The organism is Polaromonas sp. P1_F1, assembly GCF_056405795.1.
Genome location: NZ_JBFUBJ010000008.1, coordinates 208,151 through 223,789, shown reverse-complemented (window position 1 = coordinate 223,789; position 15,639 = coordinate 208,151). Strand labels below are relative to the sequence as shown.

Genomic DNA, 15,639 nt, shown 5'->3' with positions numbered 1-15,639 from the left:
GCCCAAGTACCCAAGGCGGGTCAGCTCAACTAAGCTCGATCCCTACGCTGAGAAGCTGGCCACCTGGCTGGGAATCGAGGCAACAAAATCGCGGAAACAGCGGCGCACTTTGAGGCAGATCCACACAGACTCAGCCCAAAAAGGAGAAAACCAAGAACTTATCCACATCGTGAGCACCTTCTGCTCACAAAGAGTGTGGGTCAAAATTCGATGGAAAACTCGGGTCAGACTTCGGTGCAATTCAACACCATTGCGTCCGGCAGGAGATCTTTCACCTTCCTGGCAAACGCGGCGTCCTGATCTCCTCCCATCGAGAAAAATACCGGTCGAGTCATACTTCCTCCTGATTTCTAGTCATCGCACAATTAAAACGGTGCTTGCGAGGCGATGTGATTCACATACTACTGAGAAACTGACTTTGGAGGAAGATATTCACGGTGGATGCTAGGCTCACTGCGCCCTTGAGAAGGATTTCGTTTGGTGGTTCAAGAACAGGTCGGCAACCCAGGCATGCCACGTCAACGTTAGATTCGCCACCGCCGGGCCTCTTACAACCTGAGCCTCTATACTAGTGACGGCTCGCTTAGAGCGACAGTAGATCCTCACAAATTTGCTAAATGGCTACATACCAAGCCAGCGGTATTGCAGGTCATCGCTTTGGTACTGGGGCCTCCTCAGTTCCTTCTGCAACGCCTCCGCAGACAAAATAGCTGGCACCAGCAAATGCGTGTCCACCTTAAAGGTCTGCTTGCCTGAGACGTCACTGCGCACGATGTCGATGTAAATACCCTCAATGCTGATACCGCGCTCGGCCAGCATCCTGGTCAGATTGCTGACGCTGCCCAGGCGGTCTTCGCCTACCAGTTCCAGCTCCAAACCCTGCTTGCAGGCATACAACTTGCATTCCACGCCTGCGGCGGAGCAAGTTTGCAGAGCGCGAACTGGCGACGCCCCTGCCCCTCCAACTCTGAAAGCGCCCCATGTCATTCACCCGCACCGCCTGCCTGGCGCTTTACGCTGCGTCCGGCCTGACGCTCGCCGCTCCCTCCTTCGCGCAAGAGCCCTACCCCAGCCACCCGGTCAAGGTCATCGTCGCGCTGCCGGCCGGCGGCAGTGTAGACATGGTGGCGCGCCAGGTCAGCCAGCAGCTGACCACCGACCTGGGCCAGCCCTTTGTGGTGGACAACCGGGCCGGGGGCTCGGGGCAGATTGGGGTGCCTGTGGTGGCCAAGGCGGCGCCGGATGGCTACACCATCATGGTGTCGCCGGCTTCCTTTCTGACCACGAACAAGAGCATTTTTAAGGTACTTCCCTACAACCCGGAAACCGACTTTGTGGCCGTGACCAAGCTGGTCAACCAGGCCATGGTGCTAGTGGTGAACGACAAGGCGAAGTACGGAACGCCGGCCAGCATTCTGGCGGCAGCCAAGGCCAACCCGGGCAAGCTGACGTATGCCTCTTCAGGTGACGGCAGCCCGCAGCACCTGGCGGGGCTGATGTTTGAAAGCCAGACTGGCGCGAAGCTGCTGCACGTTCCCTACAAGGGTGGTGCGCCGGCCATTACCGACCTGATTGGAGGCGTGGTGGACATGGCCTTTGCCCCGCTGCCGGAGGCGCTGCCGCATATCAAGTCGGGCAAGCTGCATGCGGTGGGTGTGCTGAGTGAGAAACGTGCCGTTTCCGCGCCGGACATTCCCACGCTGCGTGAAGGCGGCGTGAACAATGTGGTGCTGTCAGCGTGGATCGGCCTGCTGGTTCCCGCCAAAACCCCGCAGCCCGTGATCGACAAGCTCAGCAAATCCGCGAAGGCGTTTTTGAGGGGCGATGCCAAAACCAAACTGCTGGAAATCGGCATGGAGCCGGCGCCCGACGAGGCCAAGCCCCTGGCGCAGGTGATATCAGAAGAGATTCGCATCCACGCCGACCTGGTGAAAGCCGCCGGCCTGGTGCCGCAGTAAAAGCGAAGGCGCTGGCGTGGGGCGCATGCCCCAGGGAGCCGTCGATCGAAGCTAAACCAAAGCCCCAGCGGTAACGCCTTCGATCACGCTTCGCGCGTTGCGCGCAGCCGCAACGCCCATGTTCACGTAGGCGTTGCTCGTGACACCGCCGATGTGGGGGCTCAGGATGATGCCCGGCTCGTTCTGGAAGGGGTGCCCTGGCAGCATGGGTTCCACGCTGAAGCTGTCGAGGCCCGCGGAATGGACTTGTCCGCTGCGAAGGCCTTCGAGCAAAGCGGCCTCGTCTACCAGCCCACCGCGCGCCGTGTTGACGATGATCACACCTTTCTTGCACTTTGCCAGCGTGGTGCCATTCAGCAGGTTGCGGTTCTCGTCAGTCAACGGGCAATGCAGTGAAATCACGTCGGCGTTCTGCCAAAGCGTTTCGAGCTCGACCCGTGTCATGAATTCCGGCAGCTCTTTGGCGTAAGGGTCATAGCCCAAGACCTCCATGCCCAGTGCACTCGCCATGCGTGCAAAGCGCAGCCCGATGGCACCCAGACCCACAAGCCCGACAGTCTTGCCATACAGTTCCACGCTTTTGTGGGTGGCCTTGTCCCAGTGGCCGGCGCGCATACGCGCGTCCAGCACGGGAACCGATTTTGCGCAGGCGAGCATCAACGCCAGGGCCTGCTCGGCGACGGCATTGGCGTTGGCGCCGGCCGCGGCACGCACTTCGATACTCCGCGCCGCGGCGGCCACCTTGTCGATGGTGTCGGTGCCGCTGCCGTGTTTGGAGATCACGCGCAGGGATGGCGCCGCTGCGATGGCGGCAGCACCCACCTTGCTGTAGCGCACGATGATGCCCACCGGGTCGTGTCGGTGGCAGAGGGCGACGATGTCTTCTTCCGTTGGCGTCTTGCCGGCGTAGATGACTTCGTAGCTCTGCAGAAGTGCCAGCGCTTCGGGTGCAAGGTCTGCCGCAGTGACAAGAATGACGGGTTTCATGGCGGGCTTTACAGCAGGTTGCCCGTTGCTCACAGCGACTCGCCTTCTTTCAGCACACCGGCGCTGCGCAGCGCTGACTCCAGCCATTTGGCCGCTGTGTCGCCTTTTTTGATCGCCGCTATCCGTGCGTTTTCGTCGGCCACCTTCTTCGCAGCTAGCGGCAGCAGGGATTCGATCTTCTCGCGCTCAACGACGACAACGCCGTCCGCGTCGCCCATCACGAAGTCGCCCGCGTGCACGGTGACGCCGCCTGCCGTTACCGGGTGGCCGATGCGGCCCGGGCAGGTTTTGGTGGGGCCGTTCGGGTTGTACCCGGCCGCAAAGACAGGGAAATCCATTTCGTCGATTTCAAGGGTGTCCCGCACTGCGCCGTCAATGACAACACCGACGATACCCAGCTGTTTGCAGGCGGTCATCATGATGGTGCCCATCAGCGCGGCGGTGAGGTCACCCTTGCCGTCAATGACCAACACATCACCCGGCTGCGCCAGCGACATGGCCGCGTGAATCATCAGGTTGTCGCCAGGGCGAACTTCAACAGTGAGGGCCGTACCGGCAAATTTCATACGGGGGCGCAATGCCTTGATGCGCCCGTGCATGGCGCCCCGGCGGCCGGCCACGTCGGCCAGGATGGCGGGCTGGAATGCAGCAGCCTCGCGCACAACGGCGGCCGGCACGCGGTCAAATTTGCGGATGATGTCTTGTGTCATGTCAATCTACTTTCGCACCGGATTCTTTGACGATCTTGCCCCAGCGGGTGATGTCTTCCCGGATCAGTTTGCTGAATTGCTCCGGCGTGCTCCCTTCCACGTCGGCGCCCTGGTCGCGCAGCTTCTTGCGCAGGTCGGCCGCCTGCAACGCCTTGTTGATGTCGGCGTTGAGTTTGGCAACGACATCTTTCGGCAGGTTCGCGGGCCCGGCAATACCGAACCAGGTCACGGCCTCAAAGCCCTTGTAGCCGGACTCGGCAATGGTGGGCACCTGCGGCAGGTCTTCGGTGCGTTTGGCCGAGGTGACGGCGATGGCGCGCATCTTTCCGTTCTTGATGTGGCCGATGAGCGTGGGGATGGAAGACACATAAAGCTGCACCTGCCCACCAATCAGGTCGGTGGCGCCCTGTGCCGCACCCTTGTACGGCACGTGCGTCAGCTTGACGTCTGCGGCCTTCTGGAAGGATTCGGTCGCGAGGTGCGCGACGGTGCCGTTGCCGGAGGTCGCGTAGTTCAGGGAGCCGGGTTTGGCCTTGGACGCCGCAACGATGTCTGCAAGCGTTTTATAAGGCGAGTCCGCCGCGACGACGATGACCAGCGGCGCGCTCGCCACGAGGCTCACGGGGGTAAGGTCCTTCACGGGGTCATACGGAAGTTTGGCGTACAGGCTGGTGTTGATCGCCAGGTTGCTGGTCTGGCCCAGCACCAGCGTGTAGCCGTCTGCCGGTGACTTCGCCACGGCGTCCACGCCAAGGTTGCCGCCAGAGCCCGGCTTGTTGTCGACGATGAAGGTGTAGCCCGGGCCCATGAGCTTGTTCGTGACTTCGCGGGCGATGATGTCGGTGCCGCCGCCGGCCGGGAACGGCACGACGAGGCGAATGGGTTTGGTGGGCCAGGCCTGCGCAAAGGCGCTGGTGGCCAGGGAACACGCGATGGCAGCGGCCAGCGCGTAACGGCGGGAAAGTTTCATGTATGTCTCCAAGGCTCCGCTTAAAACAATAACTGCGGTATGGGTGGGACTGTAGGCGCGCGTTGCACGCCATACAATACCGTTTCATACAGTGAACCATGGTGCGGCATGCGCAACGATCCAGCAAATGAGCCAGTTGAGACGGGCGGCGGCGTCATCGCGGTGACGCGGGCGCTCTCGCTGATGGAAGCTTTTGAGGTGGGCGAGTCAACGCTTTCGCTGGCGGAATTGAGCCGGCGCTCACACATGCACAAGACCACGGTGCTGCGCCTGGCGCGCACGCTGGCCCTGTCGCAATACATGGTGCAGGCCGACGACGGCCAGTGGCGGCTGGGGCCGGCCGCCGGCTGGCTGGGTGCGCGCTACCAGGCCGGGTTCGATGTCAACCGTATCGTCGAGCCCACGCTGCACGAGCTCGTCGAGGCAAGCGGTGAGAGCGCGTCGTTCTACGTGCGCGAAGGCGACATTCGCGCCTGCGTGGCGCGTGTCGAAGGACCACAATCAGTGCGGCACCACGTGCGTGTCGGGGAACGGCTGCCGTTGAACAAGGGCGCGCCGGGGCGTGTGATTTTGGCCTTCAGTGGCGCAGCAGGAGAACCCTACGAGTCGATCCGTGAGCAGGGGTACCAGATCTCGATGGGCGAACGCGAAGCCGAAGTGGCCAGTGTGGCGGCGCCGGTGTTCGGCCTTAACTGGCGATTGCTGGGGTCCATCTGCATCTCGGGCCCGAGTGCGCGGCTGTCAAAAACCAAACTGATGAAGCACGCAAAGAGTGTCATCCGCGCGGCGAACCAGCTGTCGTATGCGCTCGCCGGAAGCAAGTCGGCCCATACGCCGCGGGCGGTTTCGCGCTGGCATCCTTGAAGGCGGCTTGTCAGCCGTCTTGGGGTTCGCCTGAAAAAAGAGATGGTGCCTGGGGGCGGACATGGCCCTGGAGGATGACTTGCATCAAGGCACGGTTTTCTCAATCGACTGCTTCCTGCTCAACCAGACGCCTGATCTTCAACGCTTTCTCAAAGTGGTCCAGCCGGTGCGTTTGGATCCACCATTTTGCGGCCTCCATCAGGAGCTCCGGGTTGTCATTCTTGTTGGCAAAAAACGCGTAGAAAGACAGGCCGACGTTTTCGCCTTTCTCTTTGATTTTGTTTTCGCAAACATCGATTATTTTCTGTTTCAAATGGGCACGCAATTGGCCTCCTCACGTCTTCGCCGACATCTTGAACGCCAAAGCAAGATAGTCATGAACATGCTTGCCCGTGATGTCTTCAACTGATGCCAATTTGATGTGGCGACGGAACTTGCCTTCGCCGTTACTGCCACCACTCTCAGCCACCACGCCGGACAAACCGAATCTCAGCTCACTTGCCGGAAACCTGCCGCTCCCCCAGCGCAATATCCAGCATCATCTCGCTGGCCAGCGTGCCCAGCTCTTTCTGCAATGCCTCCACCGACAACTTGGCCGGCACCAGCAAATGCGCCTCGACCTTGAAGGTCTGTTTACCTGAGACGCCGCTGCGCACGATGTCGGTGTGAATGCTTTCAATGCTGATGCCGCGCTCGGCGAGCATTTTCGTCAGGTTGCTGACGATGCCCAGGCGGTCTTCGCCTACCAGTTCGAGTTCAAACACGCGCAGGGCCGCGGGGGTGTTGGCGCCGTCGCTTTTGGCGACGACCACTTGCAGGCCGCTGGACTGCAGGCCGCGCAGTGAGTTGGCGAGGTTGTCGGCGTTTTCGCGCGGGACTTCGAAGTGGACCATGCCGGCGAATTCACCGGCCAGGCGTGTCATGCGGCTGGCGGCCCAGTTGGCGCCGAAGCGTTGGGCTTTGTCGGCCAATGCGCTGACGATGCCTTGCCGATCAGTGCCGACGATGGAGACGACCAACGATGTGTTGGCGGATGAGATCTCTTCGGTCAGCACCACGGCCTTGCGCAGCATGGGGGCGCGGGTGGCGAAGGCCGGGTCTTGCACGTCGGCGGGCAGGCTGCCTTGCAGACGGGCGTGGTGCACGACTTTGCTGAGCAGCGCCAGGCCCATGGGCGCCAGGGCACGCTCCCACAGTTCGCGGGCGGTTTCGCCTTTTTTGACAAAGCACCAGTCTTGCGCGGCGATGGCGCCGGCGTCCCAGCCGTCGGCCAGGTGGTAAACGGAGCCGCCGGCAATCGGGTCGCCTTCCAGAATGGTCCATTCAACGGCTGCAATGCCGCGGTGGCGTGGCAGCAGCGAGGGGTGGTAGCCGATGCCGCCCAGGCGGGAGCGTGCGAGTGCGTCGTCGCTTACGCGGGCATGCGTGTGCGCGGCGATGATGAGTTCGGTGCCTTCGGCAATCGCCTCGCCGGGCACGATCTTGGGGTTGGCCAGCACGTGCACGGGGATGCCGGCGGCGCGGCCGGCAATCGCCAGCCGGTCGTCCTCGGCGGGGGCGACGATGCTGGTGAACTCAATGCCTTCTTCTTTGCGAAGCGCCTCAAACACCGAGGCTGCGAAAAAACGGGAACCGACCAAAGCGCATTTCATTGATACGTCTCTTCAGGAATAAATGGATTGATAGAACGGAAGGAAGAAATAAAAAAGGGAGCCGAAGCTCCCGATGAGAAACAGCCGCTCAGGCCGCGACAGCCTGGCGCGCCTTCTCGGTCAGGCCGATCTGGTCGAGCGCAGCGGCAAGCTGGCCGACGGTGCGGTCAGACTGGTGCCACTTCTCGAGGCCAAACAGGCCGACGCGGAAGGTCTTGAAGTCTGCGCCCTCGTCACACTGCAGCGGCACGCCGGCGGCGGTTTGCAAACCTTGCGCAAGAAATTTTTTGCCTGACTGGATGTCGGGGTCTGTGGTGTAGCTGACGACCACGCCCGGGGCCTTGAAGCCTTCGGCGGCCACGCTGGGCAGGCCGCGGCTTTCAAACAGTTTGCGCACCTTGGCGCCCAAGGCTTCCTGCTCGGCCTTCACTTTGGCAAAGCCGTAGTCTTGCGTTTCTTTCATGGCGGCGCGCAGGCGCGTGAGGGCGTCTGTGGGCAAAGTGGCGTGGTAGGCATGGCCGCCGTTTTCATACGTTTCCATGATCTGCATCCACTTCTTCAGGTCGCACGCAAAGCTGGAGCTGGCGGTGCCGTCTATCGCGGCGCGGGCGCGTTCGCTGAGCATGACCATGGCGCAGCAGGGTGAGCTGCTCCAGCCTTTTTGCGGGGCAGAGATGAGCAGGTCAACGCCGGTGGCCTTCATGTCGACCCACATCGCGCCGGAGGCAATGCAGTCGAGCACAAAGAGGCCGCCCACGGCATGCACCGCCGCGGCCACGGCCTGCAGGTAGCTGTCGGGCAGGATCATGCCGGAGGCGGTTTCGACGTGCGGGGCAAAAACGAGTGCGGGCTTTTCCTTGGCGATGGCGGCGACCACATCGGCAATGGGTGCGGGTGCCCAGGGAGCTTGCGCGCCGGGGCCGGTCTGTTTGGCCTTGAGCACGGTGTGCGACGCGGGGATGTGGCCCATGTCAAAGATTTGCGTCCAGCGGTAGCTGAACCAGCCGTTGCGGATGACCATGACATGCTTGCCTCCCGCAAACTGGCGGGCCACGGCTTCCATGCCGTAGGTGCCGCTGCCGGGCACCAGGGCCACGGCGTGCGCCTTGTACACGTCTTTGAGGATGCGCGAGATGTCGCTCATCACGCCCTGGAAGCTTTTTGACATGTGGTTGAGGGCGCGGTCGGTGTAGACCACCGAAAACTCGAGCAGGCCGTCAGGGTCAACGTTGGGGAGGAGTCCGGGCATGGTGTTGTCTCTCAAATCGTTATTAAAAGTCGGGCAGCCAGCTTAACAGGATGAGGCGATTTTGGCAGTGGGGTTATGTGTGGTCGCGGGAGGCAACAAGGAGCGGAAAGGCTGTACTGCGGGGGTCTATCCGCTATTAATTTCATAGCTGCTTACGCAGGTTCCTATTGGGCTGCAGGCACTTTTTATAGGCAAAAGTTGATACAAGTCAAGAATTCCGGGGTTTTTGATGCCCCTGGACACGCCATACCCGCCTGCACACCTCGCCAAGCCTTCCTGATGCAATCCTGATGCGGCCGATGGTACGCTGGGCTTCTGATGATGAAAGCTGCTGAACCCACACCCGCCACCGGCACAAGTTTGCGCCACTGGGCCATCGTGGCGCTGCTGCTGGCGGCCGCCACCGTCGGCGGGCTGCTGCTTGACAGGCAGGTCACGATTGCCAGCCAGGCCATGCTGTATGTGCTGGTCGTGGTGGTGGTGTCTTACACCATGGGCTGGAAGGAATCGGTGGCCTCGGCGCTGGTGGCCGTGACGGCGCTGAACTTCTTTTTTGTGCCGCCGCGTTTTACCTTTGAAGTGGAGAGCCGGGATCACCTGATTGCGATTTTCAGCATGCTGCTGGTGGCGCTGGCCATCAGCCACCTGTCTGCGCGGCTGCGGCGCGAGACGGCCGTGGCGCAGCTGAACGAACAGCGCGCGCGCCAGCTGCAAGGCCTGGCCACGCAGCTTTCCACCGCGGCAACGGCACACGACATTGCCACCCTGGGCCAGGCGGCGCTGGACGAAGCCTTTGAAGGCCCCTGCCTGCTGGGCACGCTGCAGGCCGGGGGCGAGCTGTCGAACGCGGCGGTGCTGGAGTCTTCGGTGCTGGACGGCATGAAGTGCTGCATGCGCGAAGCGGCCACGCTGGGCCCCGGCACCGGGCGCTGGCCAGGACTGAACGCCTGGTACCTGCCGCTGGGCGACAAGGTGCAGATGCACGGCGCCGCGCGGGTAGAGCCCGCACCGGCACACGACACCGGCGGGCGCGAACATGCCGAAGCACTGTGCGCGCTGCTGGGGCAGGCGTTGTGGCGGCTGCAGCTCAGCACCTCAATGCAGGCGGCGCAGGGCGAGGCACAACGCCAGCAGGTGCAAAGCACCTTTCTGGCGGCCATTTCGCACGACCTGCGCACGCCGTTGGCAACAGTGGTGGGCGCGGCATCAGCGCTGCAGACGCAGGGCGACAAGCTGGCCGCCGCCGAGCAGGCGCGGCTGCTGGCCAGCATTGTGAGCGAGGCCTCTTACCTTTCGACCGTGACGGAGAACACGCTGCAACTGGTGCAGCTTTCCAACACCGCGCAGCCGCCGGCGCGGCAATGGGAGTCTCCGGAAGAAATTGTGGGCACCGTGCTGGCGCGTGTGCGCAAGCGTGACCCGGAGCGCCGCATCACCTCGACCGTGCAGGCCGGGCTGCCGCTGATCAAGGCCGACCCTGTGCTGCTGGCGCAGCTGGTAGACAACCTGCTGGACAACGCGCTCAAGTACAGCACCGGCGCGATTGCGCTGTCGGTGGAGGCCAAGGGCAACACGCTGCGGCTGGCGGTAAAGGACAGCGGCCCGCAGATTGCAAAAGACAAGTACGAGGCCATCTTTGCGCCCTATGCGCGCGGCGACCAGTCTGGCCCGCGTGGCGCGGGCCTGGGCCTGGCGCTGTGCCGCGCCATTGCAGAGGCGCACCAGGGCCGGCTCTTTTTATCGTCGCGCCGTGATGTTGGCGAATCGGGTGAAGGCAATGTCTTTACCCTGACGCTGCCGATTGAGGCCCAGCAACCCGCCGGGATGCAGCCATGAGCCTGCGCCTTCTGGTGGTGGAAGACGACCGCGACCTGCGCGAGCTGATGCGCGCGTCGCTGTCGGTGGAAGGCTTTGAGGTACAGACGGCCGTGTCGCTGAGCGAAGCCGCCGCGCTGGTGCGCAACGACCCGCCCGACGTGATTGTGCTGGACCTGGGCCTGCCCGACGGTGATGGCGCTGAGCTGGTGCAGGAAGTGCGGCGCAAGCATTCGCTGCCCATCCTCGTGGTGTCGGCCCGCCACCAGGAGGCGCAAAAAATCAAGCTGCTGGACGCGGGCGCCGACGACTACCTGACCAAGCCCTTCAGCGTGAGCGAGCTGCTGGCGCGCATACGCGTGGCGCTGCGCCACCGCGGCACGGCCCTGGCCGCGGCCGTAACGGTGCATGAACTTGATGGTTTGCGTGTGGACCTGACGCTGCACACCGCGCAGCTGCACGGCGAGACCCTGCACCTGACGCCCACCGAGTTCAAGCTGCTGGCGCGGCTGGTGCGCAGTGCGGGCCGCGTGGTGACGCACCGGCAGCTGCTGGCCGACGTGTGGGGGCCCGAATACACCGAGCACGTGCATTACCTGCGGCTGTACATGGCGCAGCTGCGCGCCAAGATTGAGCAGGAACCGGCCGAGCCCCGGCATTTACTGACCGAAACCGGCGTGGGTTACCGGCTGGCGACGGACTGAAAGCCCCTGCTTAAGCCCACTTATGCTTTCCTGATGCTGTCCCGCCGACAGTGAAACCTTGTTCACTGAGGGATGGAATGTATGGGAAATGTCGCAACGACTGCGAATGCTGCTGCAGAGGGCCAGGCCACAGCCGCCAACAACACAACACGTAAAAAAGGCCACCGCGAAGGCGTGGCGGCGCTGACGCTGGGCGCGCTGGGTGTGGTGTACGGTGACATCGGCACCAGCCCGCTTTACACCATGAAGGAAATCTTCAGCCCCGCCACGGGCGTGCCGCTGGATGCGGCGCACCTCATAGGCGCGGTGTCGGTGATCTTCTGGGGCCTGATGATGATCGTCACGCTCAAGTACATCCTGCTGATCTTGCGGGCCGACAACAACGGCGAAGGCGGCATCATGGCGCTGACCGCGCTGGCGGCCAAGGCGGCAGGCCACAACCCGAAGGCGCGCACCGCCCTGCTGCTGACGGGCGTGCTGGGCGCTTCGCTGTTTTACGGCGACAGCGTCATCACGCCGGCGATCTCGGTGCTCAGCGCGGTCGAAGGCCTGGAGGTGGTGACGCCCGCGCTCAAGCCCTATGTGCTGCCGGTGTGCATGGCGGTGCTGGTGGGGCTGTTTGCGGTGCAGCGTTATGGCACGGGCCTGGTCGGCAAGCTGTTTGGCCCGGTCATCGTGCTGTGGTTTGGTGTGCTGGCCTTTACCGGCGCGATTGAGATTGCGCAGCAACCCGGCATATTGGCCGCGCTGAACCCGCTGAACGCCATTCGCTTTTTAAGCGCGCAGGGCTGGCACATGTTTGTGGCGGTGGGCGCCATCGTACTGGCCTTTACCGGCGCGGAGGCGCTGTACGCCGACATGGGCCACTTCGGCAAGCGGCCCATCCAGTTTGCCTGGGGCGGCCTGGTGCTGCCGGCGCTGGCGATTAACTACATGGGTCAGGGCGCGCTGCTGATGCGCGACCCGGCCGCGCTGGAAAACCCGTTTTATCGCATGTTTGCCGAAGCGTGGCTGATTCCCGCCGTGGTGCTGGCCACGCTGGCCACGGTGATTGCATCGCAGGCTGTCATTTCGGGGGCTTATTCAATGACGCGGCAGGCCATACAGCTGGGCCTGCTGCCGCGCATGAGCGTGCTGCACACCTCGGCGCGCGAGGCCGGTCAAATCTACATGCCGGGCGTGAACTGGCTGCTGCTGGCCGCCGTGCTGGCCACGGTGCTCGGCTTTGGCAGTTCGTCGGCCATGGCCGCGGCTTACGGCATTGCGGTGACGATCACCATGCTGATCACCACCTTGCTGACCTTCTTTGTCATACGCCAGGGCTGGCGCTACCCCTTGCCGCTGGCGATTGCGGCGACAGTGACTTTTGTGGCGGTTGACCTGCTGCTGGTGGTGTCGTGCATGCTGAAGTTCATGCAAGGCGGCTGGTTTCCGCTGGTGCTGGGTGTGGCGATCTTCACCGTGATGGCGACGTGGCGGCGCGGGCGCGAGCTGCTGGTAGAAAGCATCCGCCACGACGACCCGGAGCTGTTGCCCTTTGTGACGGCGCTGTCGGGCGACAGCGTGAACCGCGTGCAGCGCACCGCGGTGTATGCGGTGGCCAACCCCGACACGGTGCCGCAGGCGCTGATGCACAACCTCAAGCACAACCAGGTGCTGCATGAACGCAACCTGATCCTGACGGTGGTGTTTCATGAAGTGCCGTGGATACCGTTTACCGAGCGCGTGCAGGTGCAGCCGCTGGCACCGGGTTTCTGGCGGGTAGAGGTGAACTACGGCTTCAAGAACACGCCCGACATTCCGAAAGCGCTGGAGCTGTGCAAGGCCCAGGGCCTGCCCATCAACCTGTTCGAGACCTCGTACTTTTTGAGCCGCGAGATCGTGGTGCCCACGCGCGGCTCGGGCATGGTGCACTGGCGCGAGGCGCTGTTCGCCCTGATGTCGCGCAACGCAGGCAGCGTGGCAGGGTTTTTCAGGCTGCCCAACAACTGCGTGATTGAGCTGGGAACGCGGGTGCAGATTTGAGCTGAGCGGGGTCGGCCGTCGCCCGCGTGGCGCGTCGGTGGCCTGCGGGAGCGATGGATGGCACTATCAATTTAATAGCTGGTCGCGCAGATTCCCATTGGGCTGCAGGCACTTTTGATGCTTGAAAACACCTGTTTTTGGCGCTTTTTGGCGCTCAAAAGGCACTCAGCCGGTTTTCAGTTCACAAGAAAACGCTATCAAAACAATAGCTGCTTGCGCCCGTTGTTATTGGGTCAGAGGCCTTTTTTGTGCCTGAAAATGGCCCAAAAAGGCCGGCCAGGCGCCAGCCAGCCGCGTCAGGCCTTGCCGTCGTACTGCTCAAAGAAATCGATGGGGTGCATGTCGATGCGCCAGCCGGCCTGCTCGCCCAGCGTGGCGGCAGGGTGCAGCGAGGCGGTTTTCACGGCTTCGTCCGGGTTGGCAGCGTCTATGATGAAAAAGCCGCCCACCAGCTCCTTGGCTTCGGTGAACGGGCCGTCGATCTTCTGCGTCTTGCTGCCGCGCGGCTGCAGGCGAATGGCGGGTTCGCCCAGCGAGGCGCTGACGCGCAGCTGGCCGGTGGCCTTGAGCTGGGCGTCTTTGGGCGGGCACTGGCTGACCAGGGCCTGCATGTCGGCGGGCGGCATGGCGGCGAATTCGGCGGGGTTGTAATAGGCGAGGCAAAGGTATTTCACGGTGTTTCCTTCAAAAAGTGGTTGCTGACACCTCTACGACGAATGGCTTCGACCGGAATCGACCGGAATCGACATCTTTTTTGGCAAAAAAACTGCGGCGCTTCAGGCCAGCAGCGCGGGCAGATCGGCCATGGCCGTGAACACATGCACCGCACCGGCAGCGCGCAGGGCTGCGGGCGCGTCGTGGCCCAGCTCGGGCGGGCTGTAGCCAAACACCGTGCAACCGGCCGCCACGCCGGCCGTGACGCCGGTGACGGTGTCTTCGACCACGGCGCAGCGCTTCGGGTCTACCCCCAGCGCGGCGGCGGCGGCCAGGTAGACATCCGGGAAAGGCTTGGAGCGTGGCAGCTCGTGCCCGCTGAAGATGTTGCCCTCAAAGAATGGCATCAGGCCGCACTTTTCCAGCTGCAGCTCGACCTTGAAACGGTCGGCGCCGGACGCGCAGGCGATGCGGCCCTGGTAGGCCGTGTGGATCTGGCTGACGGCCTCGACTGCGCCATGCACAGCCAGCAGCGACTCGACCAGGGCTTCGTTGCGGCGGGCGCGAAACTCCAGCATCCACGCTTCGGTCAGCGGCTTGCCGGTGTGGGCTTCGATGGTGGCGGCTTCGTCCTTGACGGCCTTGCCGACAAACATGGCCATGCATTCGGCCGAGCCGAGCTTCCAGCCGAGCTCTTCGAGCATGTCGCGGAGCACGCCGTTGGTCAGTGGCTCGCTGTCGACCAGCACGCCATCACAGTCGAATAACACCGCCTCGAATTTCATGGTTCTCTTTCATGGCCCGCTTGCGGGCTTGTGCCACCCAGGGTGAACAGCACCCATTCAGGCCGCATATTAAAACGCACCGGCAGGATACTGACGCCGAGCCCGCTGGTGATGTACATGCGATTGTCGCCGTGCGCCACCCAGCCGTGGGCCCATTCGCGCGGGCCGGCACCGGGCACCACGGGCGGGCCGTAGAAGGGAATGCTGACCTGGCCGCCGTGGGTGTGGGCGGCCACGATCAGGCCGCGCACCGGCGGCAAGTCAAACAGGCTGGCCGGCTCGTGCATGAAGACCAGCGCCTGCGCGCCCTTGGGCACCTTGCTCATCGCCTTGGCCGGCTGGGAGTGGCCGGTGTAGTCGTCACCCACGCCCACCACCCAGACGGGCGTTGCGGATGCCCCAGGTGGCACGGGCAGAGGCACGGCGTCGTTCTCGAGCACCGTGATGCCCGCACGGGTGAATGCCGCGGTGAATTTTTCGCCGTCGTGCCACCAGTCGTGGTTGCCCATGACGGCGTAGACACCCAGCCGGGCTTTCAGCCCGCCCAGCACCTGGGCGATCTCGTCTTCGGGTGTGGCGGCGGTGTCGGGCTTGTAGTCGCGGTCGGCAATGAAGTCGCCGGGCAACAGCACGACGTCGGGTTGGGCGGCATTGATCTGCGCCACGATGTCACGCGCACGCTCTACCGTCATGACGCGCCACAGCGGGCGTTTGGTGAAGTGCCAGTCGGACGCAATGGCCACTTTCAGGCCGGGCGGCCCTTTCCAGTCCGGAACGGTTTCACTGATCTCGCGGTGCGCGACCCAGCGCGGTTCGATGATGACGACCCATGTGCCCAGCAACAAAATCACCGGAACCAGAACGCAGGCCCAACAAGACCTTTGCAGTTTTACCAGGCGCTCATAAACGGACATCAACACCCGCTTCGTTCACGGCCTCCATCACGCCGGTGCTGTGTGGCGCCAGGCCGTAAGCGCGCAGGTTTTTGCGCAGCTCGGTGGCATCGACTTCGTTCCAGGCCAGGCCGCAGTCCATGCAGGCATGTGAATGCTGGTTCTGCAAAAGCACCGGCTTGCCGACAAGGGAGCGCAGCAAGCCACGCAAGGGATAGAACCGCTCCGCTTCGAAATTTCCGCGCACCACCTTGCGGCTGCTGCAGCGCAGGCAATACATGCCGCGCACGGTTTGATTGAACATTGGTGCTCCCCGCCCAGTTAAGGCTACCGCTCACATGGTACCAACGGTCCGCCGTGCAAACGGAGCCGG

At 63.2% G+C, this 15,639-nt stretch carries 16 protein-coding genes; 6 read left to right on the top strand and 10 right to left on the bottom strand.

The features are described from left to right. Positions 1 to 621: 621 nt before the first annotated feature. Positions 622 to 876: an ACT domain-containing protein gene (locus AC1DZE_RS19920; protein WP_477673360.1), complete on the bottom strand. Its 255-nt coding sequence runs from the start codon at positions 874 to 876 to the stop codon at positions 622 to 624. A gap of 104 nt (positions 877 to 980) precedes the next feature. On the opposite strand from AC1DZE_RS19920, the gene AC1DZE_RS19915 reads away from it, so the two are divergent. Beyond that, the gene (locus tag AC1DZE_RS19915; protein ID WP_477673361.1) at positions 981 to 1,958 is read left to right on the top strand and encodes a Bug family tripartite tricarboxylate transporter substrate binding protein; all 978 of its coding nucleotides are present in this window, start codon (positions 981 to 983) and stop codon (positions 1,956 to 1,958) included. Between the two features lie 51 nt (positions 1,959 to 2,009). On the opposite strand, the gene AC1DZE_RS19910 is transcribed toward AC1DZE_RS19915, so the two are convergent. Genes AC1DZE_RS19910 through AC1DZE_RS19900 form a run of 3 tightly spaced genes read right to left on the bottom strand, consistent with a single transcriptional unit; the run spans position 2,010 to position 4,625 of the window. Then, a complete protein-coding gene (locus AC1DZE_RS19910) occupies positions 2,010 to 2,945 on the bottom strand; it encodes a hydroxyacid dehydrogenase (RefSeq protein ID WP_477673362.1) in 936 nt (311 codons plus the stop codon). Positions 2,946 to 2,974: 29 nt separating this feature from the next. After that, on the bottom strand, positions 2,975 to 3,655 hold the full coding sequence (locus tag AC1DZE_RS19905; RefSeq protein ID WP_477673363.1) for an RraA family protein: 681 nt from the start codon (positions 3,653 to 3,655) through the stop codon (positions 2,975 to 2,977). 1 nt (position 3,656) lies between these two features. Further along, positions 3,657 to 4,625, bottom strand: a complete 969-nt coding sequence (locus AC1DZE_RS19900; RefSeq protein ID WP_477673364.1) for a Bug family tripartite tricarboxylate transporter substrate binding protein — start codon at positions 4,623 to 4,625, stop codon at positions 3,657 to 3,659. Positions 4,626 to 4,733: 108 nt separating this feature from the next. Here AC1DZE_RS19900 and AC1DZE_RS19895 point away from each other — a divergent pair, with 108 nt between their 5' ends. Then, complete coding sequence (locus AC1DZE_RS19895; protein WP_477694705.1) at positions 4,734 to 5,489, top strand: IclR family transcriptional regulator; 756 nt, start codon at positions 4,734 to 4,736, stop codon at positions 5,487 to 5,489. A 61-nt stretch (positions 5,490 to 5,550) separates the two neighbouring features. Beyond that, the gene (locus AC1DZE_RS19890; RefSeq protein ID WP_477672306.1) at positions 5,551 to 5,898 is read left to right on the top strand and encodes a hypothetical protein; all 348 of its coding nucleotides are present in this window, start codon (positions 5,551 to 5,553) and stop codon (positions 5,896 to 5,898) included. A gap of 85 nt (positions 5,899 to 5,983) precedes the next feature. On the opposite strand, the gene AC1DZE_RS19885 is transcribed toward AC1DZE_RS19890, so the two are convergent. Together AC1DZE_RS19885 and AC1DZE_RS19880 are read right to left on the bottom strand one after the other, a co-directional pair. After that, positions 5,984 to 7,141 (bottom strand): formyltransferase family protein, encoded by a 1,158-nt coding sequence (locus tag AC1DZE_RS19885; RefSeq protein WP_477672305.1) that lies wholly within the window; start codon positions 7,139 to 7,141, stop codon positions 5,984 to 5,986. Between the two features lie 88 nt (positions 7,142 to 7,229). Then, positions 7,230 to 8,390 carry an aminotransferase class V-fold PLP-dependent enzyme gene (locus AC1DZE_RS19880; protein ID WP_477672304.1) on the bottom strand — a complete coding sequence of 387 codons (1,161 nt, stop codon included), beginning with the start codon at positions 8,388 to 8,390 and terminating at the stop codon, positions 7,230 to 7,232. A 318-nt stretch (positions 8,391 to 8,708) separates the two neighbouring features. On the opposite strand from AC1DZE_RS19880, the gene AC1DZE_RS19875 reads away from it, so the two are divergent. From AC1DZE_RS19875 to AC1DZE_RS19865, 3 genes are all read left to right on the top strand, one after another. After that, positions 8,709 to 10,226 (top strand): sensor histidine kinase, encoded by a 1,518-nt coding sequence (locus tag AC1DZE_RS19875; protein WP_477672303.1) that lies wholly within the window; start codon positions 8,709 to 8,711, stop codon positions 10,224 to 10,226. After that, complete coding sequence (locus AC1DZE_RS19870) at positions 10,223 to 10,909, top strand: response regulator (RefSeq protein WP_477672302.1); 687 nt, start codon at positions 10,223 to 10,225, stop codon at positions 10,907 to 10,909. Before AC1DZE_RS19875 ends, AC1DZE_RS19870 begins: the two co-directional genes overlap by 4 nt. A gap of 81 nt (positions 10,910 to 10,990) precedes the next feature. Continuing rightward, entirely contained in the window at positions 10,991 to 12,934 is a 1,944-nt protein-coding gene (locus tag AC1DZE_RS19865; RefSeq protein WP_477672301.1) for a potassium transporter Kup, read from the top strand. Positions 12,935 to 13,230: 296 nt separating this feature from the next. On the opposite strand, the gene AC1DZE_RS19860 is transcribed toward AC1DZE_RS19865, so the two are convergent. The 4 genes from AC1DZE_RS19860 to AC1DZE_RS19845 form a co-directional block, all read right to left on the bottom strand. Continuing rightward, on the bottom strand, positions 13,231 to 13,608 hold the full coding sequence (locus tag AC1DZE_RS19860) for a YciI family protein (RefSeq protein WP_457282846.1): 378 nt from the start codon (positions 13,606 to 13,608) through the stop codon (positions 13,231 to 13,233). A 102-nt stretch (positions 13,609 to 13,710) separates the two neighbouring features. Further along, positions 13,711 to 14,373: an HAD family hydrolase gene (locus tag AC1DZE_RS19855; RefSeq protein ID WP_477672300.1), complete on the bottom strand. Its 663-nt coding sequence runs from the start codon at positions 14,371 to 14,373 to the stop codon at positions 13,711 to 13,713. Beyond that, entirely contained in the window at positions 14,370 to 15,224 is an 855-nt protein-coding gene (locus tag AC1DZE_RS19850) for a metallophosphoesterase (RefSeq protein ID WP_477672299.1), read from the bottom strand. Before AC1DZE_RS19850 ends, AC1DZE_RS19855 begins: the two co-directional genes overlap by 4 nt. A 49-nt stretch (positions 15,225 to 15,273) precedes the next feature. Then, positions 15,274 to 15,570 (bottom strand): hypothetical protein, encoded by a 297-nt coding sequence (locus AC1DZE_RS19845; protein ID WP_457282841.1) that lies wholly within the window; start codon positions 15,568 to 15,570, stop codon positions 15,274 to 15,276. Between the last annotated feature and the right edge of the window lie 69 nt (positions 15,571 to 15,639).